Genomic DNA, 25,623 nt, shown 5'->3' with positions numbered 1-25,623 from the left:
CGGGGCGCGCACTCAGCAGCGGGCCGAGGGTTTCGAGAACCTCGTGCACCGCCTGGTGGAATTCGCTCTCGCCCTGATTGCGGCGCAGCACCTCGCCGTACAGGCGGCCGATGGCATGGGTTGCGGTGACGCTGTTCACGTGGGGCTCCTGGGTGTAGGCGTGCCGGAACAGTGGTGGCACGGCGGGTGGGGGCGGGTTGCCCCGGTGCGCGTCAAGGGGCCGCGTCAGCGGGGGAGTTCGGGGGCCGTGGCGGCCCGCGGTTCACTCCCGGGGGCAGCTTCGCGCGGCGGCTTCGGGAGGGTCGGAGAAGAGGCCGACGAAGTAGAGGCGCTCGCGGGCCAGGCCCGTGGTGAGGTTGAGGGTGGCGGTGGTGTCGATGGCACGTTTGGCGGCGCGCAGCGCGTGCGGGGGAGCCTGGGAGAGTCGTGTGGCCCAAGCGAGTGCGGCCGGGTAGAGCTCGGCGGCGGGTACGACCTCGTCGACCAGTCCGATGCGGCGGGCCTCGGTGGCGCGGACGTGGCGGCCGGTGTAGATGAGGTCTTTGGCGAGGGCGGGACCGACGAGGGCGGTAAGGCGTTGGGTGCCGCCCGCACCGGGAATGAGGCCGTGGCGGATTTCCGGCTGGCCCAGGACGGCGTTGTGGGCGGCGATGCGGTGATCGGCGCACAGGGCGAGTTCGCACCCGGCGCCCAGGGCGTATCCGCCGACGGCCGCCACGATGGGCTGGGGGAGGCGGGCGACGGCGGTCAGGGCTGCCTGGAGGTCGCAGATGTGGCGCAGCAGGTCGGCCGGGCCGAGGCGGAGCAGTTCGTCGATGTCCGCCCCCGCCGACAGGTGCCGGTCGCCGCGCACGACGACGGTATGAATGTCCTCGCGGCGGGCGAGGTGGTCGGTGTGGTCCCGGAGTTGGTCGTGGTGGTTGCGGTCGAGGATGTTGTGCGGGGGATGGTCCAGCCGCAGGATCGCGACCCGGCCGTGCACGTCGAGGCACACCGTCATGGTGAGTCCGGTCCCTCCTCGCGGATCGAGTGGACGGGGCGGAAGGCGACGACGGCGTTCTGCCCGCCGAAGCCGAAGGAGTTGCTCAGGGCGAGGCCGATCGGCAGGGAGCGCGCGGCTCCGGTGACCGGGCGCACGCCCAGTGCGGGGTCGGGAGTGTGGAGGCCTGCGGTGGGGGGCACGGTCTGGCGGTGTACGGACAGGGCGGTGCAGGCCGCTTCCACTGCTCCGGCGGCACCGATGAGGTGGCCGAGGGTGCCCTTGACGGAGGTCACGGCGGTGCGGGCGGGGAACAGCCGGTGCAGCAGGCGGCCTTCGGCGAGGTCGCCGAGCGGGGTGCTGGTGGCGTGCGCGTTGACGTGGTCGACCTCGTCGTGGGTGGCACCGGCATCGGCGAGGGCCGCCTGGACGGCACGGGCCGCGCCGTCTCCGTACGGGTGGGGGGTGACGGGGTCGTGGGCGTCGCAGGAGGCGCCGTACCCGGCGAGCAGGGCGTAGCCTTCCCGGCCGCGGGCTCGGGCGTGTTCTGCGCGTTCGAGGACGAGGACGGCGGCGCCCTCGCCCATGACGAAGCCGTCCCGGCGGGTGTCGAAGGGGCGGGAGGCGGTGACCGGGTCGGGATTGGCGGTCAGCGCACCGGCCGCGGCCAGGGAGGTGACGGTGAGCGGAGTGATCATGGCTTCGGTGCCGCCCGCTACGGCGATGTCGCAGGTGCCGCTGCGCAGGAGCTGGAGGGCGGTGCCCAGGGCGGTGGTGCCCGAAGCGCAGGCGGTGGCGGTGACGAGGCTGGGACCTGCTGCGTTCAGCTCGATGGACAGCTGGGCGGCGACCATGTTCGCCAGGAAGAGGGGCAGCAGCAGGGGCGAGACGCGAGCATGGGCGCCGTCGAGTTTGCGGTGCTGGGTCTCGTAGCTCGTGAGGCCCCCTGAGCAGTTCCCGATGACGACGGCGACGCGGGCGGACGGCCAGGTGCCGCAGTCGAGCCGGGCGTCGGCGACGGCTTCGCGTGCGGCGGTGAGGGCGAACTGGGCGAAGGGGTCGAGTCGTTGGGGGACGCGCCGGGGCCGGTGCGCGCGGGGATCGTAGTCGGGTACGCGGCAGCTGAGGGGGATGGGCGTGTCGGCGAGAGCGGGGTCGGGCGCGGCGGTGGGGGTGCCGGAGAGCACCCGCTGCCAGGTGATCTCCCGGCCGATCCCGGCCGGAGTGACCATGCCGATGCCCGTGACGGCGACCGCCGGCCGGGCGGCAGCCGTGGTCATGGCCGCTCCGGGTGGTGGGGGGTGTGGCGGCTGGCTTCGACGAGCGCGGCGACCGGGTCCGCCGCGGCCAGCGGGGCGGTGGTACGGGCACGGGGCGGGGCGAGGAGCTCGACGAGGTCGGGGATGCAGGGGTGGACCGCGTCCAGTGCGGCGTCCAGGTCGCCGCGCAGCCGGTCGGCGTCGGCCGCGGTGAGGGTGCCGTGCTCCAGGTGCCAGCCCACGTGCCGTTCCAGGTGGGTGAGCGCGTAGAGACGGCGCAGGGCGCGCAGCGCGCGGGCCTGGGCGCTGCGGTCGGTGGACGGCAGGGGGAGCTGGTCGCGGCACGTGCGCAGCATCAGGACGCTGGTGTGGCAGCGGGCCAGGACGACGAGTCGGGGCAGTACCGGGTCCCAGGCGTCCAGGGCGGGAGTTCCGGGGCCGCAGGGGCGTGGGGCGCGGCTGAGGGTGTCGTGGGTGAGGACGCGCAGGCGGTACGTCTCGTGCCGCAGGACGGCCGGCAGGTCCCACGAGGGCAGCGCGGCGGGAACGGGACCCGGGCGCAGGGCGGCGCGGGAGGCCTGGACGCGGGCCCGGTCGGTGAGGAGCTTTCCCGCGTCCAGCTGGATGAGCAGGTTGTCGCCCGCAGCGGACTGGAAGATGTGGGCGAGCGTCTCGCATCCGGCGAGGTGGTTGACGGCCAGCAGGCCCTGTGCACCGCTGCGGCGGCGGGCGGTGGCACTGACCTGTTCGAGGGTCTCGGTGGCGTGGGCCTTGATCAGGGCGAGGTCGAGGTGGACGCCGCTCCACGGGGCCCAGGTGACGGTCGCCTGGTGAGCCTGTTCCTCGCTTCCTTCGGGGGTGTGCTCGCGCGGCGTGGCGGACAGGTGCAGGTCCCGGAGCAGTTGCTGGGCGTGCCGGGTGGCCAGGGTCAGGGCGTGGCTCTCGGCGAGTGCCGTGTACAGGGCCTGTCGCTGGGTGCGGTAGGCCAGGACGTTCTCGCCCGGGGCGAGCCGGCCGGTCGTGGTGCGGGTGGTGGCGTAGCGCAGGGCGCTGGTGGCGGCGGCGCGGGCGGCGGCGGCCTGGGCGACGACTGCTCCGGCGGAGGCGTGCGAGGAGATCGCCAGCGAATGAAGGAGGCGGCGGTCGGGGGTGAGGGGATCGGTCAGGGTGCCGTCGGGGGCGAGGGAGGCGCTGTCGTGCAGCCAGGCGTCGTACGGCAGGACGGTGCCCTCGAAGCGCACCAGGGCGTTGTCCAGCGGCCAGGCCGGGTTGGGCGGCAGGGGGTCGATGCGCACGTCCGTCAACGGGTGGGCGGGGTGGTGCAGGGGCAGGACGAACGGGTGCGGTCCGTGGTCCTGTCCGCCGCTCAGGAGCCGCGCGAAGAGCAGGGCCGTCCGGGGGACGCCGGGGTGGGCGACGTTGGACATGAACTTCAGGGCGCCGTCGTGCGGCGTGGTCAGGGTGAAGGTGCGGGCCTCGGGGTCGTAGCGGGCCTCGGTCTCGGGGGACAAGTGGCTGCCGCCGCGGCCCAGTTCGGTGATGAGGATCGCGCCGATGCTCTCCCCCTGCCGCATCTCGGCCAGCAGTCCTGCGGCGTACGGGTTGGTCGCGGACGCGGGCAGCAGGCCCTGGAGGCAGACGGCGTAGTGCACATGGGCGGCGAGGGTGAGGGCCGGGTCGTGGGCGGCCGTCCACTCCAGGATCGTGTGGATGGTGGTGGGGTCCTCGCCGAGCTGGTCCAGGTCGCCGGCGGCGGCGTTGATCGCGCGCAGCCGCGCGTAGGTGCGCAGGGGGTCGTCGGCCGAGGTGGCGGCAGGGGTGCGGAACAGGGGGGTGTCCAGCAGCCGGTCCAGCCGCTCCAGCCGTTGCGAGGCACCGTGGCCGTGCAGGATCCGGCGGTGGCGTTCGGCGGGCGGCACGGTGCTCGACGGGGAGGCGGGCGGGGGAGGCCCGGTGAGTGCGGAGGTCATGTCAGCCTTCCCGTGACCGCCTGCTCGTGCAGGAGACGCAGCGTGGTGACGGCCTGATGGCTCTCCACGTCGAATACGTGCTCGGGGTAGAAGGCGTGCAGATGAAGCGTCAGGCGGGAGCAGACGCGGCCCGCCTGGTGGACGGTGACGTCCGCGCGGAGCGGGATCTTCTCCGGCTCGGGCGGGCCGGTCGGCGTGAAGGTCGCGGTGAGCTGGGCGGGTACGGGAAAGACGAAGCGCCGGAAGGAGAAGTCGCACCCGTGCATCACCCCGTAGCGGGAGGGCAGGTGCGGCGGCGCCGGCTGGTGATGTGTCACGGCCCAGGTGACCAGTTGAATGGCGGCCTCGATCAGCACCATTCCCGGTACGTGCTGCTGGTCGGCGGTGTGGTCCAGCAGCAGTTCGGTCTGGTTGGGCACCACCAGTTCGGCGCCGAAGCCGTTCCGGTCGAAGTGGGCGTCCGCGATGACGACGTTGGCGGGGTTCTGCTTGAGGACGAGATGACGGGCGACGGGGCGTGGGGGCTCGCCCTCCAGACGTACCGGATGACCGGCTTTGGCCACCTCCTCGCCCAACTGCTCCCAGGTACTGACGTCGACGCCCAGCCCGGGGCGCAGACGCAGGGGGCTGTCGGCCGGGGGCGGTGCGGAGCGCAGGGTCGCCATGAGGGAGGCGAGCGTCAGGAGTTCGGGGTTGCACGCGGCCCGGTGGAAGCTCTCACCGATCAGCCAGTGCACGGATGAGGGGTTGGGGCCCGCGCCGGGGCCGGTGGCCGCCGGGATCGGTCGGGCTGGGTGCGCGAGAGGCATGTGGTCTCCTCGGGAGGGTGGTTCGTCCGGTGGGGCAGGCGGGGGCTAGAGGGCCTGCAAGTGGGGCAGCCGGGCGGGCGCCAGGCGCACCGAAGAGGCCCCGGTCCATTCGAGGAGGGCGGTGCCCCAGGTGACGCCGCCGCCGAAGGCGACGGCGAGAACCAGATCGCCCTCGTGGAGGCGGCCTTGACCGGCCGCGGTGGCCAGTGCGTACGGAATGCTGCCGGCGCCGATGTTGCCGACCTCGTCGCCCACGATGACGAGTTGGGCGTCGGTGATGCCCGCGTTGTGGGCCACGTTGGTCAGCAGGACGGGATTGGGCTGGTGCGTCACGATGGTGGTCAGGTCGCTCAGGGCGATGCGATTGCGGGACAGGGACTCGTCGACGATCCGGGGGAAGACGTCTTCGATGAACTTGCGTACTCCGGGGCCGTTCATGCTGATCTTCTGGCGGCGGTCCGCGGGGGCGCCGGGGCCGTTCGGCAGCCGACTGCCGCCTTGGGGGATCAACGCGTAGTCGGCGAACCGTCCGTCCGATCCCAGGGCGAAGTCCAGGAAGCCGCCGCGTTCCGTGGGGCCGAAGATCGTGGCGGCGGCGCCGTCGGCGAACAGTGAGGCGGTGGCGCGGTCGGTGGTGTCGAGGAACTTGGAGTACGCCTCCACTCCGACGACTGCCGCATAGCGGGCCTGCGGCGTGCAGACGAGCCAGTCGTGTGCGACTTTGGCCGCGAAGAGCCAGCCGGAACAGGCGGCGGTCACATCGAGGGCCACCGCGTGCCGGGCTCCGGTGCGTTCCTGTACGCGGCAGGCGGTCGCGGGACCGAGCTCGTCGGGGGTGGAGGTGGCCACGATGATCACGTCGAGCTGGTCGAGGTCGATGCCGGCCGCCGCACAGGCCGCCTTCACCGCGGCGGCGGCGAGGTCGGAAGCGGCTTCTTCCGGCGACGCGATGTGCCGTGAGTGCACGCCGGTGCGCCGCAGGATCCATTCCGCGCTGACGCCTGCCGAGGTGGCCACCGTCTCGTTGTCACGGCGTTGACTGGGGAGGTAGGAGCCCACCCCGATCACACCGAAGGGAGTGTGGGCGAAGCGGTTGCGGGGGGTGGGGGACATGGGGGCACCTTCCAACTGGCTGAGGGGGGACGGGAGTCCGCGGGAGGAGCTCTGTCGGAGGGGGCGCTCGCGGGACCGGGCCGGCGGCGCGGTCGTTCTGTCTGCCGTACGGGGCAGGGAGCGAGCGGATGTGACGGACCGTGGGAGTGGACGACGCTGCCCGACGGGAGGTCGTCCGTACGGTGCCGGCGGATCACCCCCACTGTTCTGGCACACATCCCGAGGGCATGCGAGGGCGCTGGGGCAGCAGTGCGGCGCACAGCGCAGGACGCCGTGCACCAGGAACGCGCGCCCCACCCCGCTCCCGCGCCCGGCGCGTCGTCCGGGTGCGCCGGATGCGCCGCAGTGCGCCGCCGACCCCCTTTACAGGGCGTCACGGACGAGCGCTTAGTTGATGGAGTCGGACAGAGCCGGATGAAGGCGAACGGACCCCAACAGGTGCGAACGCCGTCGAAGACCGCTGTGTCTCCCGCAGTTCCGCGGACGGTCCCCAGCCGGGCACCGCGGCATCGGGCCGGACCTCATGAGGCACCGCGGCATCGGACCGGCCCTCATGCGGCACCGCTGGAGCAGCCTCCGCGTACGCGGTCCCGCTGACCGCTCCTGCGGTTCCGGCCGCCCGGCCACCCCCGCTGACACACCACACACCACGTGAAGGAGCACTGCCATGTCGATCGAAGGCACCATCAAGGGCATCCTCGTCGAGGACCTCAACGTCGACCACGCCCCCCAGGACATCACCGGGACGCTCAGCATCCGTGACGACCTGGGCGTGGACTCCCTGGGGTTCGAGGAACTGCGCGCACGCTGCGAGGAGGAGTTCAAGGTGAACATCTCCGAGGAGGACTACGGATCGGACGCGTTCGCCACGGTCCAGGCGCTCACCGCCCTCATCCTGCGACTCACCAGCACCGCCGCCGCCTCCGGAGGGCAGGCGTGATGGCCGACACCGAGCCCCGGCAGATGGGCTTCACCGAGATCAAGGAATGGGTCCGCCACCGCTACCCGGTCAACTACCTCGACCGCATCACCGACTGGACCCCCGGCGAGTCACTGACCGCGCTCTTCAACGTCTCCGGGTCGTTGCCCTGCCTCGTCGGGCACTTCCCCGAACGCGCGATCCTTCCCAGTTCGTCCACCATGATGGCCTTCGCGCAGTGCGGGATCGTCCTCTACCAGCTCAGTACGCGCAAACTGCGGGACGACGAGATCACGCTGATGGGCAACAGCACCATCAGCTCCCGCCGGATCCTCGTCCCCGGCGACCAGCTCACCCTGCACATCTCCTGCGACCGGCTGCGCGACAACTACCTGCGCTTCACCGGTACCGCCTACGTGGACGGGGAGGTGGCGAGCCGCGTCCGTACGTCCCTCATCCGCAAGAAGGTCGCCGACCTGGGGCCACAGCTGTGGTGAGCCCCCGCCCCGTGGCCCCCACCCATGCCTGCGTGACAGGCATGGCCTGGTCCACGGCCCTGGGCGACGACCTGACCGGCACCTGGAGCGCGCTGCGCGCGGGACGGGACGGCTTCCGCGAAGTGCCCTTCGACCGGCCGCTGCGCAACCGGCTGGCCGCCGACATCCCGGGCCTCCCGCACACCCTGACCGCAGCCCGGCGTATGCACCTGCTGACCGTGCGCACCGTGGAGGCGTCCCTCAAGGACGCCGGGGCGGCGGCGGCCGACTGCCGCCTCGTCGCGGGCACCAGCTTCGGCGCCCTCCTCGACACCTCCGACGACGGAGACCCGGCTCACCCCGGCGCCGAAGGTTCCGGCGACATCGCCACGGGCGGCGTCGGTCCGGGCCCCGTTGACCCGGTCCCCGTCGACCCGGGCGGCGGCCCGCCACCGTACACCTGGCCGCGGTCCGTGGCGGAGGAACTGGGCCTGCGCACCCCCGTGCTACCGGTCAGCAGCGCCTGTTCGACCGCCTCCGACGCACTCTCCGCCGCCCTGACCCTGCTGGCCCGAGACCCCGACACCCCCGTCGTGTGCGGCGCGGCCGACGTGCTCACCCCGGCGAAACGGCTCGGCCACACCGCGCTCGCCACCATGAGCCCGGACCATATCCGCCCCTTCGACCGACGCCGCGACGGCATGCTCCTGGGCGAAGGAGCGGGTTTCCTCGTCCTGGAGTCCCCCCAAGCGGCACGCCGCCGCTCCGCCCGCGTCCACGGCCGGTTGCTCGGGGCCGGGGCGAGCAACGACGGAGCCGGTCTGACCACCCCCGACACCACGGGCGCGGGAGTGGCCCGCGCCATCCGCGCCGCACTGCGGGAGGCCGGCGTCACGCCCGACGAGGTGGGTGCGGTCGCCGCCCACGGCACCGGCACCGCCCTCAACGACCTCACGGAAGCACGCGCCCTGAACGACGTGTTCGACGGCGTGAGCGGGCCTCCCGTCGTCTTCGCGCTCAAGAGCCAGCTCGGCCACACCCTGGGCGCGACCGGAGTCCTCCAGACGATCGCCCTGCTGCTGGCCCTGCGGGACCGGGCAGCGCCACCCGTCGCCCACCTCACCGAGCCCGATCCCGCACTGCACCTCCCGTTGGCGCTGTCCGGCTCCGACGCCTCCCCCCTTCCCGGCGGGGAGAAGCCCTGCGGTCTCGTCCTCACGCTCGGCTTCGGCGGGTTCAACACCTGCCTGGTCGTGGACAGCCGCAGCACGTGACCCGGCACGGACGCGCTCGCCCCCCGGCGCGATCCGCCCCCGCTCTCTCCCACTGGAAGCCGCCATGTCCCCACCGGAATCCGCCACGAGCCGCGCCCCACGCCCCGCCGGCCCGACAGCGCCCCTCTTCACCTTCCGCGACCCGACCCGCACCACGGAAGGAGTCCGCATCCCTCCGGCCGCCGAAGTGCTGGAGCAGAACAACACCCCCCGCCTGTACGGGGATCCGGCCGCCTGGGCCGTGGTCCAGGGGATCCGCCGCACCCTGCCGGGCTGGTTCGAGAGGGACGTCGCCGACGCCCCGCTCACCGAGACAGGTGTACTGGTCTGCAGTGCGACGACAACGCGGCCCACCCGTCGGGCGGTTGCCGCCCAAGGCGGCCAAGGGCGCATCCGGCCACGCCACTTCGCTGCCTCGGGGCCCGGCCTGCTCGCCGGTCTCCCCTGCATCGTGCTGGGCTTCCGCGGGCCCACCCTCACCCTGACCGCGCCGTACGCCGACATCGCCGCGGACGCCGACGCCCTCGCACGGACCTGGCTGACCCGGGTGAACTGCCGCGCCGTGCTCCTGGTCGAGCACGCGCAACCGGCCGACCACCTCCACACCGTGCGCTGTCACCTGCTCACCCCCGACGAGAACGCTTTCGCCGGGGCCGTCGGGGCCGTCGGGGCCGCCGATTCGGCCGCGACCGCCAGGGCCGACTGACCGCGCTCGGCCGGACACTTCGGGCGCTCGGCTCCACCCCCGGGCCGCTCGGTACCACGGGCCCGCGCGGGCCAGCGCCGCCACGGGCCCGCCCGGGCCGCTCGGTACCACGGGCCCGCCCGGGCCAGCGCCGCCACGGGCCCGCCCGGGCCGCTCGGTACCACGGGCCCGCCCGGACCAGCGCCGCCACGGCCCGCGCGCCCCCTCCGGCGGCCCCCGGCCCGCGCGGCCCCGCCGCTCTCCGGCCGACCCCCACCTCCCACCGCACGCGAAGGACCGCCATGGTCACCGCAGAAACCCTGCCCGACGTCCCCTCCGCCGCGTACGCCGCCCACCACCTGAACCACCTCACGACCTCCGACCTCGCCCCCGGTCACACCCGGCGTCCCACCTTCGACGAAGCCCGGAAGATCCTCGACCACAGCGGCATCAGGGACCGCGGACGCCTGGTCGTCATCGCCGTGCCCGACGCCGTCACCCAGCTGACCCTCTTCCTCGCGGCGCACCACCAAGGGCTGGTGCCCGTCCTGCTGCCGCGCGCCAGCAGCATCCGCCGCACCCGGCTCATCGCCGACAGCCTCGGTGCCGCCGCGCTGGTCGTTCCCACCCCGCACGACGCCGACACCCGCAGCCCCGGCCTCCCCAGGGCGGTCGCCCACCACCCCCCGTACCCTCAGCACTATCCCCCCGACCACGCCATCGTGATGACCTCGGGCACCTCCGGACTGGCCAGCGGATGCCTGCACCGGATCTCCTCGCTGTACGCCAACGCCCGGCGGCACGCGCAAGCCGTCGGGCTGCGCGAGGACGACACGGTCTTCGTGAACATGCCCCTGCACTTCTCCTACGCCCTGGTCGCCCAGGCACTGGCCGCCCTCATCACCGGAGCCCGTCTGGTCCTGGGCGGACCGCCCTTCACCCCGACGCGCTACATCGACTCGCTGCGCCGGCACGACGTCACGGTCTCCTCCCTGTCCCCTTCACTGGTCCGTACGTTCCTGGCAGGCGACCACCAACTCCCCTCCGTACTAAGGGTGTTGACCGTGGGCGGCGACGCACTGGAAGAGGTGCACACCCGCTCGCTCCTGCAACGCCAGCCCGCCACCGAGCTCTATCTCACCTACGGCCTGACCGAAGCGGGACCCAGGGTCGCGACCCTGGCCGCCCACCGGGAACCCGACCCCCGTCTGCGCTCGGTCGGCCTGCCGCTGCCCGGCGTACACGTCGGCATCCGCCCGCAGGACCCCGCCCCCGGCCGCGCCCCGGACCGTACGGTGGGCGAACTCGTCGTCACCACCCCCACCGCTCTCGTACGCCATGTCGGCCCGCACGCCGACGCGCGGCGCGGACTGATCGCGCCGCGCACCATCGCCACCGGCGACATCTTCGCCGTCGAGGACGGATACCTCTACTTCCGCGGCCGGGCACGCGACTTCATCATCGTGAACGGCGACAAACTCTCGCTGCGCTGGATCCGCGAGCTCGTCGGAGCGCTCCCCGGCGTCCTGCACGTGCGCACGACCCCGCGCCCCGGGCCCGGCACGGACAGCGGTCAGCGGTACGACCTCGACATCACCGCCTCCGAAACGACGCCCCAGCTCAAGCATCAGGTCCACCGCGCGCTCAAGGAGATCCTGCTGCGCGCCGAGTGGCCCGAGACGATCCGCTACGCCGAGTCCTCCACCTCAGGGTTCACCAAATGACGCACCAGCCCCGCCCCGAGTCCTCCGCCGCCGCGACTGCCCGCTCCGCGGCGGCCGTCCCCCGGCCGCTCGCCGGAAAGACGGCCCTCGTCGTCGGCGGCACCAGCGGAATGGGGGCGGCCACCGCACGCGCCCTGGCCGCTGCCGGCGCCACCGTCACCGTCGCGGGCCGCCGCGTGCACACCGGCCGCGACGTCGCCGACCGCATCACCGCGTCCGGCGGCACGGCCCACGCCCTGACGGTGGACGTCACCGACGAAATCTCCGTACGCCACATGTTCGACCAACTGGACACCCTCTACGAGCATCTCGACATCGCCGTCAACTGCGCGGGCACCATCGGATCAGGACCCACCCCACTGCACCGCATCGGGGAACCCGCCTGGCACACCCTCATCGGCACCAACCTCACCGGCTGCTGGCGCGTCCTGTCCCACGAAGCCCGCCGCATGCTGCGCCGACGCAGCGGCTCCATCGTCAACTTCTCGTCCGTGCTGGGCCTCACCGACGGAGGGGCCTATCCCGGCATGGCGGCGTACGCCGCCGCGAAACACGGCATCGTCGGCCTCACGAAGGCGGCCGCGGCCGAGTACGGAGCACGCGGCCTGCGCGTCAACGCCGTCTGCCCCTCCTTCGTACGCAGCGACATGCTCGATTCCCTCGTCACCGCCGACCAGGCGGAACAGGTCGCGCGCAGCTACCCCCTGCGCCGGATCGGAGAGCCCGAGGAGATCGCGGCGACCGTGGTCTTCCTCGCGTCCGACGCAGCCGCGTACCTCACCGGACAGGCCATCGCCGTCGACGGCGGCTACACCGTCCGCTGACCTGCACGCCCCATCCAGCCGTCCGCTGACCTGCACGCCCCATCCAGCCGTCCGCTGACCCGCAGGGCCCCACCCAGCCCTCACCACCTCACCGCACAAGGAGACCCGCCATGAGCCTGCTCACCGGCAAGCGCATCGTCATTTCCGGGCTGCTCGACGAGCAGTCCATCGCCCACGCCGTCGCCGCTTCCGTACAGCGGCACGGTGCCGACGTCATCCTGACCAACGTTCCCGGGCACCGGTTCGCGATGATGCGGCGCGCCGCCAAGAGCCTGCCCGCCCCGCCCGTCGCCATGATCCCCGCGGACTTCGGCTCCGCAGCCGACCTCGACAGGTTCAGTACGGACGTGGCCGGGCACTGGGACCACGTCGACGGCGTCCTGCACTCCGTGGCCCATGCGCCACGGGGCGCCCTGGACTCGTTCCTCGACACCAGCTGGGACGACGCGGCACGCGCCCTGCACGTCTCGGCGTTCTCCCTGAAGGACCTCGTCCGCGCCCTGCACCCGCTCCTCACCCGCGCCCCCGGCGGCGCCTCCGTCGTCTCCCTCGACTTCGACGGCACGCAGGCCTGGCCGGGATACAACTGGATGGGCGTCTCCAAGTCGGCCCTCGAAGCCATCTCCCGCTACCTGGCCCGCGAGCTCGGCCCCGACAACATCCGCGTCAACACGGTTGCCGCGGGTCCCGTACACAGCCGCGCCGCCGGTGGCGTGCCCAGCTTCACCGACTTCGAACGCGAGTGGTCGGCCCGCGCACCCCTGTCCTGGGACGCCGACGACGCCGACGCCGTCGCAGGCCCCGTCACCTTCCTCTTCTCCGTCCTCGCCCAGGCCGTCACCGGCACGGTCCTGCATGCCGACGGCGGCTTCCACGCCATGGGCATGGCGGGTCCCCAACCTCTGGAGGCCGTGGCCGAGAACGCCGTGCAGGCCGTCGCGGAAGGACAGGGTGCCGCCGTCGTCGTGCACTAGCGGATACGTGTCGCGGGCCGGGCCACGCTTCTCCGGGAGGGGGACGGGGCCCGTCCCCCTGCGGCAGATGTGTGGAGACTCGCCCTGCCCCCGATCGCGGTGTCGACCGGGGGCAGGGCGCTTCTGCTGCGGATGCGCGGGCCGAGCTCCGCCACCCGCCCGGCGGCAGGGGCGCCGACGAGGTCCGTGACGTGCTCGCCCACGCATTCGGTGGCCCTGCGGCCGGCTCTGACCGCCCAAGTGGCGTCGACGGCGAGCGGGTCGGCCGTCGCGCGGGGCACGCTGGGGGCGGGATCCGGGCGTGCGGCAATGAGCGGTGGCTCAACTGGCGTACGGGCTCGGGCGCGAGGTGGCGTTCGGGTTCTGCCGTGAGAGTGGCCCGCAGGGGCGCTGAATCCTCCGGTTGCTGGGGGTGCCGGACCAGCGGCGACGATCCGCCGCGGCACCCCGCCGTCCCCGGGGCGGGCCATCACCGTGCTCGCCGACCTCCGTCACGGACCGGCCCGGCCGAGAGCCGTCGAACGGGGCAACTGTGCCGACCCCGGCCGCGCCATGACCGAGGCCATCGCCCGAGCAGTCCGCTCAGGCGATGGCCTCGGTCGCGGGAGGGTCAGGCCGCAGCGAAGGGGGACGGCGGTTTCGGGTGTCCCGACAGACCTACGTCGTTGGTCGACAGCCCACCGTCGATCATGAGCGTGTGACCGGTCACGAAGGAGGCCGCGGGGGAAGCCAGATAGACCACGCTGGGCGCGACCTCGGCGGCCTCCGCCCACCGTCCCATCGGTACGTGCGCTGTCAGCCAGTCGGAGACGGCGGGCACGGTGTGGACCTCGGCTGTCATGTCGGTGCGTACCCAGCCCGGGCACACCGCGTTGACCCGCACTCCTTCACGCGCCCACGCGACGGCCAGGCTCCGCGTGAGGGAGATCTGCGCCGCCTTGGTCATGGCGTAGAAGTCCATGCCGGGTGCGGCGACCGATCCGGCAGCGGAGGACACCAGGATCAGGCTCGCGCGGGCTGAACGGGCCAGGTGCGGATGGGCCGCGCGGCACAGGGCGACCGTGGCATCGAGGTTGACGGTTCGTACGCGAGTCCAGTCCTCGGGCGGTGCGACGGAGAAGGGAAGCACCTTGGTGCGGCCCTGCTCGTCCGTGGGCACGACCCCGGCACAGTGCACCACGGTGTCCAACCCGCCGAGCATCTCGGCCGCCTCGTCGACGATCCGGGCTGCCTCCTCGGGCTGGGAGAAGTCGGCGGCCAGCAGGGCGGATTTGCCCCCCAGGCCGGCGATCTCCTGTGCCGTGGCGTCGAGGGCGGCGGTGGTACGAGCGCTCAGGGCGACTTCGGCGCCGGCTGCGGCACAGGCGACTGCGATCGCGCGGCCGATGCCGCGCGAGGCCCCGGTCACGAGGACCCGATGGCCGGCAAGGGTGAAGGGAGGGGTGGCGTTTGCGGTGAATGCGGTCACGGCGACTCTCCTTGGCGCGGATGCGGAAGGTGCTGGAGGGAGGGGCACGGCGGGGCAGGCGGGCAGTGGGCCGGTCGGTCGGGTTGCTCCACGGCGAGTGCCGCAGGCGTCCGGCCGGAGACTGCCGGAGGGCGCTCGACAGCGCCTGCCGGGGCGGGAAGCGTGAGGGCGCGCTGGTCGTTCCGTCCGCGTCCCGTACCGGCCGTCCTCGACGCCCCCGGCCGGGTTTCGAGCCCTCCTGGGCCCGTGTCCTCCTTTGTCGCATACCGCCTGCCCCAACGCACCTCCTGACAAGGCGCGTTGGGGCAGGTGTGAACCCAGCGCATGCGCTACCGGCGCGCACCGGCGCGTGCTGACCGCGCGTCAGGGGCCGCGCTGTGCCATCCCTCTTTGGGGGGACGCCAAGTTCTCGGTGATTGACCCACGGGCACTCTCCAGTCGTTACCAAGATCGGATCATTGCGGTGCAAAAATCCGCAAGAAGGGAAACATCGTGTTAAGCAACGATCTTCCGTACGGGGTCTCGACCGTCTGCGCGAGGGGCCCTCGCGACAAGGGTTCGGCAGCAAGCGGACCCCACCCCCCCAAGAGGGATGCCGCCTCTCTCCGGCGGAAGCGGCATGAGCGCGGACGGGCTTCGACGAGATCACATACGCGGTTCGTCGGGGTACTGAAGGCGCTGAGCGGAAGCCGACTGGCCACGCGGAAGCCGACGGGCCACGCGGAAGCCGACGGGCCACGCGGAAGCCGACGGGCCACGGGGAAGCCGACGGGCCACGGGGAAGCCGACGGGCCACGGGGAAGCCGACGGGCCACGCGGAAGCCGACGGGCCACGCCGTGCCGTGCCGAACGTGCCTGTGACAAGGCCGACCGCTTCTCCCTGATGAAGCTGACCGCGTAACCGTGCGGAGGTATGCGGGGACGGCCCCGCCGCCCGCCCAGGGCATCCGCCTCCAGGCACGTGCGCAGCGCCGATCCGTACGAACCGGGGGCACCAACCAGCCCGCCGGACCGCTCTGCCGCAAGGCCGGCACCCGTGCACCGTCCCTCGCCGGTCCGGCCCAACTGCGCTGCCCCACCCCCACCGACTCCGTCCTGCCACCGCAGGCCGCGCGCCGGCCGATCCAGCGTGGTCCGGGCCTCATCCCCACCCCTCGTCACCGAACGGCAGGAGTCCCCATGCACATGCCCGCCGCAGCCACCCGGCCGCTGACCGCGGCCCACGCCGCCCGCTACCTGGCCACGCGCGTCACCAGCACGATGCGCGCCGGCTCGGTTCCGGTCACCTACGAATCCGCCCACGAGGCACTGGAACAGAGCAAGCTTCCCGCCGGATCGGTCGTCGTGATCTCCGTGTCCAGTCCCACGGCCCAACTGAACCTCTTCTGGGCCGCCCACCACCTTGGCCTCGTCCCCGTCCTGACTCCCCGCAGCAGCGCGCGCCACCGCATCCGGGAGACCGCCAACGCGCTGGGCGCCGCCGCGCTCGTCACCCTGACCCCCGGCGCCGCACCGCTCCACGGGTCGCCCCTCGCCGTCACCCGCTGGCACCCGGCATCCCCTCAACGCCACCACCGCGGCACCGTGATCCTCATGACGTCCGGAACCTCCGGGCCCCCGTCCGGATGCCTGCACCACATCGATTCCCTCTACACCAACGCACGCCTGCACGCCCGGGCCATCGGACTGCGGTCCACCGACACCATGCTGATCAATCTCCCGCTGCACTACTCCTTCACCCTCGTCTCCCAGGCCCTGGCCGCCATGGCATGCGACGCCCAACTGGTTCTGAGCGAGCAGGCGTTCACTCCCGAGGGGTACCGCAGCACACTTCAACGCCACCACATCACCGTCTCCTCGCTCCTGCCCACCCTCGCCCGCAGCCTCTTGTACGACGACGGCCGCCTGCCCGGCAGCCTGCGTACGCTCACCGTCGGCGGTGATGCCCTCGAAGCGGTCCACGTCCGTGAGCTGCTGCGCCGCCACCCCCAGGGCGAGCTCTACCTCACCTACGGACTCACCGAGGCCGGGCCCCGGGTGGCGACGCTTGCCGCCCATCAGGAACCGTCCGAGAGACACACCTCTGCCGGGAAACCGCTGCCCGGCATCACCACCCGCATCGGCGGCACCTCCGGACCCGGAATCCGGCAGGGAGCGGGCGAACTCATCGTCACCACTCCCACGGCGATACTCCGCCGGATCGGGGAACCCACGGGCCGGTGCCCGGGACAAGTCGCACCGAACACCGTCGCCACCGGAGACATCTTCGAGACCGATGGCGAGGGGTACCTCTACTTCCGCGGCCGCCAGTCCGACTTCCTCCGGCTCAACGGAGAGGAAGTCTCGCTGCGTTGGGTGCGCGAGGTGGTCGGTTCCCTCCCCGGTGTCCTGCACGTACGCGCCGAGACCTTCAGCACCTCACCGGCCCGCGCAGCCGTCCCCGTCCGGCACTACCGGCTGCATGTCCGTGCCGTCGAAGCCACCTACGAACTCCGCGCACAGATCGAACGGCGGCTGCGGGAAGTTCTCATGCGTACCGAATGCCCCCGTGAACTGGTACTGACCGATTAACCCGGACGAAGCCAGCACACGCGCGGCCCGCCGCACCCCGCATGAGCCCTTGTCACCGCGTTGTCGCCGCATTTCTCCAGCGCGCCACCCCGGCGTTGCCTACGTCTGCGGCCCAGCCCCGTTCGTCGCGAGGCCGAAGAATTCTCTGGTGCAGCCTGCCCCCCCCCACGTCGGCCGGGGACCAGACGAGGAAGCGCCGGTGCACCGTCGACTCCGACGCGCCGAAGCACGGCGGTAAGGCCCGCCACGCGCAGCCGCCGACCAGCGCATCTACGACGGCAGCAAACACGGCTTCGTCATCGCTCCCCACGAGCCCGCCGCCCTGCGGGCGTACCCGTACAGGCGGCAGCAACGGCTTCGCCACTGATCGTCATCCCGACGTTCCTGACCAACCTGGCCCAGGCGGTCCGGGGCGGCCACGGCCGGAGAATCTCCGGCTCACCTGGCCGTTCCTCCTGGCCGCCACCGTGTTCACCCTGTCGGGGGCCCTGACGCTGAGATACTTCCGGGCGAAGGTGATGTCCGCCCTGCTCGGCGTCGGGCTCGCCGTCTACGGAATTCTCGGCCCTTTCCGACTGCGGCTGAACATCGGGGGAAATGGTGGAATCCTCCGGCCGACGTCCTTCTCGGAGTGATCAACGGATTCCTTACCGGAATGACCGGATCGTCGGCCGTACCGGGTGTTTTCTTCCTCCAGTCGATCGGTCTGCTGCGGGACCAACTGATTCAGAGCATGCGGATCCTGTTCGCACTGTCGGCGACTTCCCTGGCGTGGTCGCTGCGCACCCAGGACCTCCTGGAAGTGAACCTCCTCCTCATGTCGGCGGCGGCCCCGGTACCGGCATTTCTGGGAATGTCGCTCGGAAACAACATCCGCCACAACATTCCCGAGGAAAATTCCACACGGTACTCTGTACCGCTCTGGTGTTGCTGGGCCTCTGCATCACGGTCCAGAATCCTGCCACATGACACCGGACCAGTTCATTGACGAGGAGACACACATCATGGAACAGGCCTTCACCGAGTTACTGCGCGAGCTGGAGGAATTCGGCGAGGCCAACGACTCGTCCACGGACGAGCGCAGTCGGAAGATGCTCAACATCACGCACGACACCGGCGCGTTCCTCGCGGTGCTCATCAAGGCGTGCAAGGCGCGCAACGTCCTGGAGATCGGCACCTCCAACGGCTACTCGACGCTCTGGCTCGCCGACGCCGTGGGCGAGGGCGGCACGGTCACCACGGTCGAACTGGCCGAGGAAAAGGCCGAGATGGCCGGAGACAACTTCAGGCGCGCCGGACTCGATTCCCGCATCCGGCAGATCACCGACGACGCGGGCCGTTTCATCGCCGGGCGCGACGCCGGCGAGTACGACTTCCTCTTCCTGGACAGCAACCGCGCGCAGTACGTCGGCTGGTGGGACTCGCTGCGGCGGATCCTCGCGGACGGCTGCCTGCTCGTGATCGACAACGCCATCTCGCACGCCCACCAGCTGGAGGAGTTCAACAAGCTGGTCGAGGCGTCGGACGACTTCTCCGGAGTCCTGGTGCCCGTGGGCAAGGGCGAACTGGTGCTCCTCAAGGAGTCCGGGGACGCGAACTAGCCGTACTCGTACCCGATTTCGTATCGGGCCGGTATCCGCAGCCTCATCCGTACCCGGATTCGTACTCAGGAGTACCCGCCTTGGACGTCATGACGGCCAATCTGACGCGCCGCAGCATCCACGAACTCGCCGGTCCGGCACCCTGCGACCAGGAGTTCGCCTACCTGCTCAAGGGGGCTGTCGCCGCCCCCGACCGCAGCGGACTGCGCCCGTGGCGCTGGATCCTGCTCCGGGACGCGGAACTCGCGGCGGTGGGCGACCGGCTCGGCGCCGACGCGGAGTACTGCGGGGACTCGGCGGAAGGAGCCCCGGCCGGGGAGGAGTTCGTACGGGCACCCCTGAAGCCGGTGCTCGCCTTCTCGCCGAGTGCGGGGTGCGGGGTGCGGGGTGCGGGGTGCCCGAGTGGGAGCAGCTCGCCGCGGCGAGCAACGTCGCCTACGGCCTGATGCTGCTGCACGCCCGCGGCTTCGGCAGCGTCTGGCGCAACGGGCGGTGGTGCCGGAGCGAGCGGAGAGCCGGGAGCTGCCGGGCATCGGCCCGGACGAACGGCTGCTGGGCTCCCAGGCCATCGGGACGCCCGGTGTCCGGGTGCGGCCTGACCACCGGAGAGTCGAGGACGTCACGGACCGTATGTGCGTCCTGCGCACCTGACGCCTGGGCGTCCCGCTTCCGTGCCACCGGGACGGGGGGGGGGGGGGGGGGGGGGCCCGCGCCCCCCCCCCCCCCCCCCCCGCCCCGTCCCGGTCACTCCTCTTCCTCCTTCCGCGGCGGCCTCGGCCGACGTGCTCCTCCTGGGGTCCGGCCGCATGGCGACGACCAGCTTCTTCAGGTGGGGCGACCTGGTCCTCCTCCTTCCGGACGGACACCTCCCCTGGTCACGGTGCCTGCGGCCTCGCCTCACACGCCGTAACCACCGTCTCGGCCGATACCCCTCCGCCGTCATGCCCAAGGGCCATCACCGACTACGCGTGGTCGCTGGGCCGGAGGTGTACTTCGGGGAGCACTGCCAGTGCTCCGCCGTCCACAGGCAGGCAGACTCCGTTGACGTACGAGGACGAGGGCCCTGCGAGGAAGGCGACCACCTCGGCCACCTCCTGGGGGGAGCACAGGCGCTCCAGCGGATAGGCGGCCTGGATCCGTGCCTGTTCCTCGGGGTCCCGCCAGCGGTGGGCATTGCGTTCCACGGCGACGAAGCCCGGTTCGACCACGTTGGTACGTACGCCCAGGTGCCCCCATTCGGTTGCCGCGGCGCGGGCCAGCGCACCGAGGCCTGCCTTGGCCACGGCGTACGGGGCGAAACCGGGGGCGGCTGCGTGGGCGTGCACCGAGCCGATCAGGACGACGGAGGCGGGCCGGCCCGCGGGATGGCGGCGGACGAGTGCGGCTGCTGCCTGCCACGCTGAAACGAGCCCGACATCGAGGACGCGGTGCCAGTGTTCCGGTGCCAAGTCCTGCAGCGGGGCGCGGTGTTCGCTCAGCAGTGCGTGCACGAGGATCGAGGGGGGCTCGGGTGCGGCGTCCACAGCGCGGGCGAGTAGGCCCGTGTCGGTGGCGTCGCCGTCGAACGCAGCGGTCACCCCCGGTAGTTGGTGCACGATCGGATCCTGGTCGAGGGCGATGACGGCAGTGCCCTCGGCGAGCAGACGGGCGACCACGGCCCGGCCGATCCCTCCTGCGGCGCCGAGAACGAGTGCATTGCTCACAACGGTCACCTTTCGGTGGTACGAGGGTTGGTCGAGGGCGCCCGAGCCCTGCCGCCGCCGAGCACGGAAGGGCCTCGGACCGGACGCGTGCGAGGCCACGGACGGGCTGTGCCGAGCAGACCCGGGGACGGGTCACCGGCTCGCCACTCGCCTACTCCCGGCCGCTGTTGATTTCCTCAAGCTCCTTGCCCGTGGTGGCGAGGAAGGGGGAGAGGGCCACGACAGCCGCAGCGAGCACGTAGGCGGACGCGTACAGGGCGACGGATCGCAGTCCGAACCGTTCCAGGAGGTGCGGTGCCAGGACCACGTTCAGCGCGATCATGAGACGGGTGACGGCCTGCGCGACACCGCTTCCGATCCCGCGCAGGTGCGTCGGGAACGCCTCCGACGACCACACCCAGGACAGCACGCCGGGCCCGAACCAGGTGAGCAGTGAGTAGAGGACGAAGAAGGCCAGCAGGAGCGCCGGGGCCTTCGGGCCGAGGAAGGCGATTCCCAGGCCTGCGACGAAGACGCCGACGCAGGTCCAGATGCCCAGCGTTCTGCGGTTGACCCGGTCGATCAGCTGGGCACCGGCGACAACGGCGCACAGGCCCGCGACGAACCCGGCCAACGAGAACCACAGCGAGTGCTGCGCGCCGATACCACTGGCCGCCATGACGAGGGGGCCCGCGATGGTGGCGACCGCGCCGCCGAAGGCCTGGATGGCGAAGAAGCCGGTGACCGCCGCGAGGCGCAGCCCTGCCCCGGCGGCGAAGAGTTCACGTACCCGCCGCTTCCTCCCGGCGGATTCGACAGGGGCGGACGGCGGCTCCTCGACACCCAGGATCGCGAAGACCTCCCTGGCCTCTTCGTGGCGCCCCTGCGCCCGCAGCCAGCGGGGCGACTCCGGCAGGAACTGCCGGGCGACCAGTACGGCGAGCGCGGGGATCGCGGCGAGCCCGAACAGCCAGCGCCAGGTGTTCTCCCCCGCCACGTCGCGCAGCGCGAGCGCGACGAGCACACTGGTGATCGCACCGCCCAGCCACATCATGTTGGGCAGCGATCCGGCGACCCGGCCGCGCCTCGCTCGTGGCGCGATCTCTGTGAGGAAGGCGTGCGAGGTCGGGATGTCCATCCCGACGGCGACGCCGATGAAGAACCGGGCCAGCATGAGTTGCCACACCTCGGTCACGAACGCGGCGACGAGGGAGGCGACGACGAAGAAGACCAGGTTGATGACGAAGATGACCTTGCGCCCGAACCGGTCGGACAGGTCACCGAATACGACGAGGCCGACTGCCGCGCCGATGAACGCGATGGCGCCGAGCCAGCCCACTTGGGTGGGCGTGAGGTCGAAGGCCGGTTTGAGGAAGAGCAGCGCCGACCCCATGACGAGCAGGTCGTAGCCGTCGATGAATTCACCGAAGGCGACCAGACGCGGTGTCCACCGCTTGGTGAAGCGCGCCCTTGCCGGGCTGAGTCGCCCGGTGGCTGGGGTGGTCGTACGGGGCGGGGCGGCCATGGGGGGTGTCAGGTCCCTTCGCGAGGACGGACGACAAGGTGGTGGGCGTGGCTCCACACTGGTGCACGAGTGACACCTGCGGTAGATGTCCACTACACGTTGCCCACTACTCGCCCTTGCCTGGCCGAAACGGAACGGCACGGAAGTCACGTTCGCATGTCTGCTCTTGGGTGTCCGCACCGCGATGCGGACTCGATCGCCGCACCGCTGCCCGCGAGATCCTGCCGCTTCGATGAAGCCGACCCCACCGCCGCACCCGCCTTCCGCAAGGAGCCAACTGGAGGACTGTCACGCAGCCCCAGGCCGTCGATGATCGGCTGGGACCCGCCGGTCAGTCGAACTCACGACGCGCGTTCTCGATGTGCCCGAGGTAGGTGTGGGTCCACGCGCACATGGCGTCGACGGTCGCCCGCAGGGCCCGGCCGGGTTCGGTGAGGGTGTACTCGACCCGCGGCGGCACGGTCGGGAACACCTTCCGCTCGACCAAACCGTTGCGTTCCATCATGCGCAGGTTCTGGGTGAGCATCTTGTGGCTGATGCCCTCGACCTCGTTCCGCAACTCCGTGAAGCGCAGGGTGCTTTCGCCGATCGCCTCGATGATCAGGAGCGCCCACTTGTTGGCGACGTCCGAGAAGATCTCCCGCGCCAGCGAGTCCGCGCGCCGGAGATCCGCCTCGTCGGCCGAGCCGTTGAGCTGCTTGGTCACCATGGGGTTCCTCCGTCACCGAAAAGTGCGTTCTTCCACGTCGCCGGGCACTCTTCTACGGTTTCCCAGTAACCACAAGAGAGCACGGTGTGCGGCTGCTGGGCAGCCGTGCAACAGGCATGAGGAAGAGGCGGACAGCGCATGGCCATCACGTTGGTGAATCCCCCCGGACTGCCGGAGACCGATGTCTACCGGCAGGTGTCGATCGCGTCCGGGTCGAAGCTGGTGTTCGTCGCGGGGCAGGTCGCCTGGGACGCCGACGGGGACACCGTCGGAGTCGGAGACCTCGCCGCCCAGGTCGAGCGGTGCTACCTCAATATCGCCACCGCGCTCGCGGGCATCGGCGGCTCCTTCGACGACGTGGCGAAGCTGACCGTCTACGTCGTCGACTGGACCCCCGACAAGATGCCCCTGTTCCTGGAGGGCGTCGCCAGGGCTGCCGAGAAGCTGGGGAAGACCCCAGTGCCGCCGGGGACTCTCCTGGGTGTCGCGGCACTGGACGTACCCGAGCATCTGGTCGAAGTCGAGGCCACGGCCGTTGTCGACTGAACCGGGTTCACAGCCGAGGGCGTCCCGAGACGGTGCGGCAGTACGACGTTCGCGTCGCCGGTGACGTCCAGGACGGCAGCACCGCGGCACTGGCACGGTCCAGCCATGGAGATCGCCCACGGTGGCCAGCGGCGGGCGCGCCACGGCCGGGTGGGCGAGCGGGGCCGGTGCCGCGTTCGACACCAGTGGCTGGGCGGGCGGTGCACCGCGGTCCAGGTCCAAGGCGGACCTCGGCGCCGTGCGGTGGGCGTCGGGCAGGTGTGCAAGCCCGTACAGAAGCGGGTGGAGCAACGGGTGGAGGCTCGCGGAAGCCGACCATGCTCTCGAACTCGACTACGGCGGCGCGCGGGCCCCGTACGCCTGTGCCGTGGGCGTGCCGGCCGGCTGCCCGACGGAATCCGCGGGTAGCGGCCCCTCGTTGCCGATGTGCGCCCCTCTCGCGGAGGTGAGTGGGTGGGATTCGGCGAGGTACGGGGCTTCCTGCTGCACCGTCACCCGTGGACACCTCTGTGCCAGTACGGTCGCGTAGCGCCCGTGTGTGGTGGCCAGGGCGTCCAGCCCGTCGGGGGCCGACAGCACGAGGCCGAGATCGCGTCGGCATCCTCGAAGAGCACGGCCGGTTGCCGGTGCAAGGCCTTTCGGGGCCGTACCCGCCGTTCAGGGCGAAGGCCGCCGACGGTCGCTGGTCGCTGGAGCGGCGTCGGGTCACGTGCCGTTCCGGGCGGAGGGAACGTCAGCGCCCCAACTGGGCGTCCAGCCAGGTGCGGACCTCGGGCGTGACGGGGTCGGTGATGTCGGCGAACTCCCCGTGCTGGGTGAGGAACTTGGCGACGTAGGGGCAGACAGGCACGATCCGCTTCCCGGAGGCACGGACGTGGGTGAGGGCCTGCTCCACGAGGATCGCGGCGAGTCCCCGGCCGGCGTGGGCGTCGCCGATCTCGGTGTGGAAGAAGACCCGCTGGTCGTCGCGGTCGCGGTAGGCGGTCAGACCCGCGCGGTGGCCGTCGACGAGGATCTCGTAGCGGTGGCGGTCGTCGACCTGGCGGACGACGGGGGCGGTGGTGGTCTGCTCGCTCATGGCGGAGGTCCCTTCGGGGTGGTGACGGGTGGGGTTCTTGCGGGGTGCGATGACGCTGGTCGGGAGGGCGGGGCGGGTGGTCGTTCGCCGGAGCAGCCGTCGACGGGGCCGAAGCGGTCGGAGGCGCGTTTCTGTTCCTGGCGTGCCTCAACGATGTCCTGGTGGCGGCTGATGACGTTCCGCCACGTCACGATCTCCTCCTCGGAGCGCGGACCGACCCGGAGGGGAGCCTCCGGGCCGGGCGGGCGGAATCGTTGGTGAGGGAGCGGGCGAGGGTGAGGCCGGTGCGGCCGGGGTCGGCGTACCCGAGTTCCGTGGGACACAGGGCAGTTCCGCCGAGGCGGGCCTCGCCCTCGTCGACGAGCAGTCCGTGTTCGTCGGCGAAGCGAAGCACCGGGCCCCGGTGAGCGTGCGGACTCGCTGGGGCGGGGTGCGCCGTACGGACGTCGTGCACGCTCCGCCCAGGCGGACGTCCCGTACGGTGAGGACCTCGGCCTCGGTCCCGATCCCCGTGTGATCCATCTCCCGGCCCCTCCCTCACCAAAGTAGTTTCGCTTTCAACAACTATGGGTGATCATAGTCCCGAAGACAACCCCCGACGACAAGCGAAGGAGTGCAGGGTGATCGATACGGCGCAGGGTACGGAAGCCCACCGGACCCGCAGGCGGATCTACCTCGACAAGCAGAGCCCCGCCGCCTATCAGGCCCTGGTCAAGACCGCCGACGCCGTCCGCGCGACGGCCTCCGAGGCGGGACTCGACCGCATCCTGGTCGAGTTGGTCAACCTCCGCGTGTCCCAGCTCAACGGCTGCGCCTCCTGCCTCGACGTCCACACCCGGGCCGCCCTGCGCGCCGGGGAGACGGCCCGCCGCCTCGGCGTGCTCGCGGCCTGGCGGGACACCGAACTCTTCACCGCCCGCGAACGCGCCGCCCTCGCCCTGGCCGAGGCCACCACCCACCCCGCCGACGCCCTCGCCCAGGACCGGGCGTACACGGAGGCGAGGCAGGTGCTGGACGACGACGAGCTCTCCGCCGTGATCTGGGTGGCGATCACCATCAACGCCTTCAATCGGGTCTCGATCCTGAGTAAACACCCGGTACGGGAGACTCCCGCCCGCTGAACCCCCACGGTGCCGCCACTCGGCCCCCGCCAGGGACCGAGAGCCAACGTGCCCGAGGTGAGCTGTGCCGGTGCGCGGTGAGCCGGGGGCCGTTGCCCTGTGCGCAACCGCACCCCGGACGGGCGTTGCGCCCCACGCCGGGCACGAGGCCTGGAACACGCCTCGGGATCGCCGATCATGGCCGGTCCCGGGCGGGGTGGCTGAAATGGGCGTCGGGGCGGGCGGTCCAACTGAGACCAACGGCCGACCGCGCCCGCAGGCCGACGACACTCAGGCCGGGACCGGCTGCGTCACCGACGAACGAGTCCGATGCACC

25 protein-coding genes and 2 pseudogenes are annotated in these 25,623 nt (G+C 71.8%); 14 read left to right on the top strand and 13 right to left on the bottom strand.

The window, feature by feature from the left end:
• The 6 genes and pseudogenes from ACIO3O_RS39410 to ACIO3O_RS39385 form a co-directional block, all read right to left on the bottom strand.
• Positions 1 to 139 (bottom strand): annotated as a pseudogene (locus tag ACIO3O_RS39410) (glutamate dehydrogenase); the annotation flags it as partial.
• Positions 140 to 262: 123 nt separating this feature from the next.
• Positions 263 to 1,000, bottom strand: coding sequence for an enoyl-CoA hydratase/isomerase family protein (locus tag ACIO3O_RS39405; protein WP_401754674.1), 738 nt, complete (start codon positions 998 to 1,000; stop codon positions 263 to 265).
• On the bottom strand, positions 997 to 2,259 hold the full coding sequence (locus tag ACIO3O_RS39400; protein ID WP_401754672.1) for a beta-ketoacyl-[acyl-carrier-protein] synthase family protein: 1,263 nt from the start codon (positions 2,257 to 2,259) through the stop codon (positions 997 to 999). The genes ACIO3O_RS39405 and ACIO3O_RS39400 overlap by 4 nt, the downstream gene beginning before the upstream one ends.
• Complete coding sequence (locus tag ACIO3O_RS39395) at positions 2,256 to 4,208, bottom strand: acyl-CoA dehydrogenase (protein ID WP_401754669.1); 1,953 nt, start codon at positions 4,206 to 4,208, stop codon at positions 2,256 to 2,258. The genes ACIO3O_RS39400 and ACIO3O_RS39395 overlap by 4 nt, the downstream gene beginning before the upstream one ends.
• Positions 4,205 to 5,017 carry an AfsA-related hotdog domain-containing protein gene (locus tag ACIO3O_RS39390; protein ID WP_401754666.1) on the bottom strand — a complete coding sequence of 271 codons (813 nt, stop codon included), beginning with the start codon at positions 5,015 to 5,017 and terminating at the stop codon, positions 4,205 to 4,207. The genes ACIO3O_RS39395 and ACIO3O_RS39390 overlap by 4 nt, the downstream gene beginning before the upstream one ends.
• A 45-nt stretch (positions 5,018 to 5,062) precedes the next feature.
• On the bottom strand, positions 5,063 to 6,130 hold the full coding sequence (locus tag ACIO3O_RS39385) for a 3-oxoacyl-ACP synthase III family protein (RefSeq protein ID WP_401754663.1): 1,068 nt from the start codon (positions 6,128 to 6,130) through the stop codon (positions 5,063 to 5,065).
• A gap of 667 nt (positions 6,131 to 6,797) precedes the next feature.
• On the opposite strand from ACIO3O_RS39385, the gene ACIO3O_RS39380 reads away from it, so the two are divergent.
• The 7 genes from ACIO3O_RS39380 to ACIO3O_RS39350 all read left to right on the top strand — a co-directional run bounded on the left by ACIO3O_RS39380 (position 6,798) and on the right by ACIO3O_RS39350 (position 13,006).
• Entirely contained in the window at positions 6,798 to 7,070 is a 273-nt protein-coding gene (locus ACIO3O_RS39380; RefSeq protein WP_401754660.1) for an acyl carrier protein, read from the top strand.
• Positions 7,070 to 7,546: a 3-hydroxyacyl-ACP dehydratase FabZ family protein gene (locus ACIO3O_RS39375; RefSeq protein WP_401754658.1), complete on the top strand. Its 477-nt coding sequence runs from the start codon at positions 7,070 to 7,072 to the stop codon at positions 7,544 to 7,546. The genes ACIO3O_RS39380 and ACIO3O_RS39375 overlap by 1 nt, the downstream gene beginning before the upstream one ends.
• A 41-nt stretch (positions 7,547 to 7,587) precedes the next feature.
• Positions 7,588 to 8,799, top strand: a complete 1,212-nt coding sequence (locus ACIO3O_RS39370) for a beta-ketoacyl synthase N-terminal-like domain-containing protein (RefSeq protein WP_401754655.1) — start codon at positions 7,588 to 7,590, stop codon at positions 8,797 to 8,799.
• A 64-nt stretch (positions 8,800 to 8,863) separates the two neighbouring features.
• Positions 8,864 to 9,505, top strand: coding sequence for a hypothetical protein (locus ACIO3O_RS39365; protein ID WP_401754652.1), 642 nt, complete (start codon positions 8,864 to 8,866; stop codon positions 9,503 to 9,505).
• Between the two features lie 281 nt (positions 9,506 to 9,786).
• The gene (locus ACIO3O_RS39360) at positions 9,787 to 11,208 is read left to right on the top strand and encodes a class I adenylate-forming enzyme family protein (RefSeq protein ID WP_401754649.1); all 1,422 of its coding nucleotides are present in this window, start codon (positions 9,787 to 9,789) and stop codon (positions 11,206 to 11,208) included.
• A complete protein-coding gene (locus ACIO3O_RS39355; protein WP_401754646.1) occupies positions 11,205 to 12,032 on the top strand; it encodes an SDR family NAD(P)-dependent oxidoreductase in 828 nt (275 codons plus the stop codon). The genes ACIO3O_RS39360 and ACIO3O_RS39355 overlap by 4 nt, the downstream gene beginning before the upstream one ends.
• Before the next feature lie 110 nt (positions 12,033 to 12,142).
• Positions 12,143 to 13,006, top strand: a complete 864-nt coding sequence (locus tag ACIO3O_RS39350) for an enoyl-ACP reductase (RefSeq protein ID WP_401754643.1) — start codon at positions 12,143 to 12,145, stop codon at positions 13,004 to 13,006.
• 610 nt (positions 13,007 to 13,616) lie between these two features.
• Here ACIO3O_RS39350 and ACIO3O_RS39345 read toward each other — a convergent pair.
• Entirely contained in the window at positions 13,617 to 14,474 is an 858-nt protein-coding gene (locus tag ACIO3O_RS39345; RefSeq protein WP_401754640.1) for an SDR family NAD(P)-dependent oxidoreductase, read from the bottom strand.
• 1,185 nt (positions 14,475 to 15,659) lie between these two features.
• Here ACIO3O_RS39345 and ACIO3O_RS39340 point away from each other — a divergent pair.
• Positions 15,660 to 17,045: a class I adenylate-forming enzyme family protein gene (locus ACIO3O_RS39340; RefSeq protein WP_401754637.1), complete on the top strand. Its 1,386-nt coding sequence runs from the start codon at positions 15,660 to 15,662 to the stop codon at positions 17,043 to 17,045.
• 115 nt (positions 17,046 to 17,160) lie between these two features.
• On the opposite strand, the pseudogene ACIO3O_RS39335 reads toward ACIO3O_RS39340, so the two are convergent.
• Positions 17,161 to 17,409 (bottom strand): annotated as a pseudogene (locus tag ACIO3O_RS39335) (transposase); the annotation flags it as partial.
• A gap of 267 nt (positions 17,410 to 17,676) precedes the next feature.
• Here ACIO3O_RS39335 and ACIO3O_RS39330 point away from each other — a divergent pair.
• The 4 genes from ACIO3O_RS39330 (at position 17,677) to ACIO3O_RS39315 (ending at position 19,297) form a co-directional block, all read left to right on the top strand.
• Positions 17,677 to 18,033, top strand: coding sequence for a hypothetical protein (locus ACIO3O_RS39330; RefSeq protein WP_401754634.1), 357 nt, complete (start codon positions 17,677 to 17,679; stop codon positions 18,031 to 18,033).
• Complete coding sequence (locus ACIO3O_RS39325) at positions 18,011 to 18,646, top strand: O-methyltransferase (protein ID WP_401754631.1); 636 nt, start codon at positions 18,011 to 18,013, stop codon at positions 18,644 to 18,646. Before ACIO3O_RS39330 ends, ACIO3O_RS39325 begins: the two co-directional genes overlap by 23 nt.
• 80 nt (positions 18,647 to 18,726) lie before the next feature.
• Positions 18,727 to 19,092 carry a hypothetical protein gene (locus ACIO3O_RS39320; protein WP_401754628.1) on the top strand — a complete coding sequence of 122 codons (366 nt, stop codon included), beginning with the start codon at positions 18,727 to 18,729 and terminating at the stop codon, positions 19,090 to 19,092.
• A 49-nt stretch (positions 19,093 to 19,141) separates the two neighbouring features.
• A complete protein-coding gene (locus ACIO3O_RS39315) occupies positions 19,142 to 19,297 on the top strand; it encodes a hypothetical protein (protein ID WP_401754625.1) in 156 nt (51 codons plus the stop codon).
• A gap of 311 nt (positions 19,298 to 19,608) precedes the next feature.
• Here ACIO3O_RS39315 and ACIO3O_RS39310 read toward each other — a convergent pair whose 3' ends face one another.
• The 3 genes from ACIO3O_RS39310 to ACIO3O_RS39300 form a co-directional block, all read right to left on the bottom strand.
• A complete protein-coding gene (locus tag ACIO3O_RS39310; RefSeq protein WP_401754623.1) occupies positions 19,609 to 20,349 on the bottom strand; it encodes an SDR family NAD(P)-dependent oxidoreductase in 741 nt (246 codons plus the stop codon).
• A gap of 151 nt (positions 20,350 to 20,500) precedes the next feature.
• Positions 20,501 to 21,853: an MFS transporter gene (locus ACIO3O_RS39305; RefSeq protein ID WP_401754620.1), complete on the bottom strand. Its 1,353-nt coding sequence runs from the start codon at positions 21,851 to 21,853 to the stop codon at positions 20,501 to 20,503.
• Between the two features lie 331 nt (positions 21,854 to 22,184).
• On the bottom strand, positions 22,185 to 22,562 hold the full coding sequence (locus tag ACIO3O_RS39300) for a winged helix-turn-helix transcriptional regulator (RefSeq protein ID WP_401754617.1): 378 nt from the start codon (positions 22,560 to 22,562) through the stop codon (positions 22,185 to 22,187).
• A gap of 138 nt (positions 22,563 to 22,700) precedes the next feature.
• Here ACIO3O_RS39300 and ACIO3O_RS39295 point away from each other — a divergent pair, with 138 nt between their 5' ends.
• Positions 22,701 to 23,108 carry a RidA family protein gene (locus ACIO3O_RS39295; RefSeq protein ID WP_401754614.1) on the top strand — a complete coding sequence of 136 codons (408 nt, stop codon included), beginning with the start codon at positions 22,701 to 22,703 and terminating at the stop codon, positions 23,106 to 23,108.
• A 733-nt stretch (positions 23,109 to 23,841) separates the two neighbouring features.
• Here the strand turns inward: ACIO3O_RS39295 and ACIO3O_RS39290 are convergent.
• Both ACIO3O_RS39290 and ACIO3O_RS39285 read right to left on the bottom strand, forming a co-directional pair.
• A complete protein-coding gene (locus tag ACIO3O_RS39290) occupies positions 23,842 to 24,186 on the bottom strand; it encodes a GNAT family N-acetyltransferase (protein WP_401754612.1) in 345 nt (114 codons plus the stop codon).
• A gap of 187 nt (positions 24,187 to 24,373) precedes the next feature.
• On the bottom strand, positions 24,374 to 24,580 hold the full coding sequence (locus tag ACIO3O_RS39285; RefSeq protein WP_401754610.1) for a hypothetical protein: 207 nt from the start codon (positions 24,578 to 24,580) through the stop codon (positions 24,374 to 24,376).
• Between the two features lie 226 nt (positions 24,581 to 24,806).
• On the opposite strand from ACIO3O_RS39285, the gene ACIO3O_RS39280 reads away from it, so the two are divergent.
• On the top strand, positions 24,807 to 25,307 hold the full coding sequence (locus ACIO3O_RS39280) for a carboxymuconolactone decarboxylase family protein (protein WP_401754608.1): 501 nt from the start codon (positions 24,807 to 24,809) through the stop codon (positions 25,305 to 25,307).
• Positions 25,308 to 25,623 lie beyond the last annotated feature (316 nt).

This window comes from Streptomyces sp. NPDC087440 (assembly GCF_044744005.1).
GTDB lineage: Bacteria > Actinomycetota > Actinomycetes > Streptomycetales > Streptomycetaceae > Streptomyces.
This window is presented reverse-complemented; position numbering and strand designations above follow the sequence as displayed.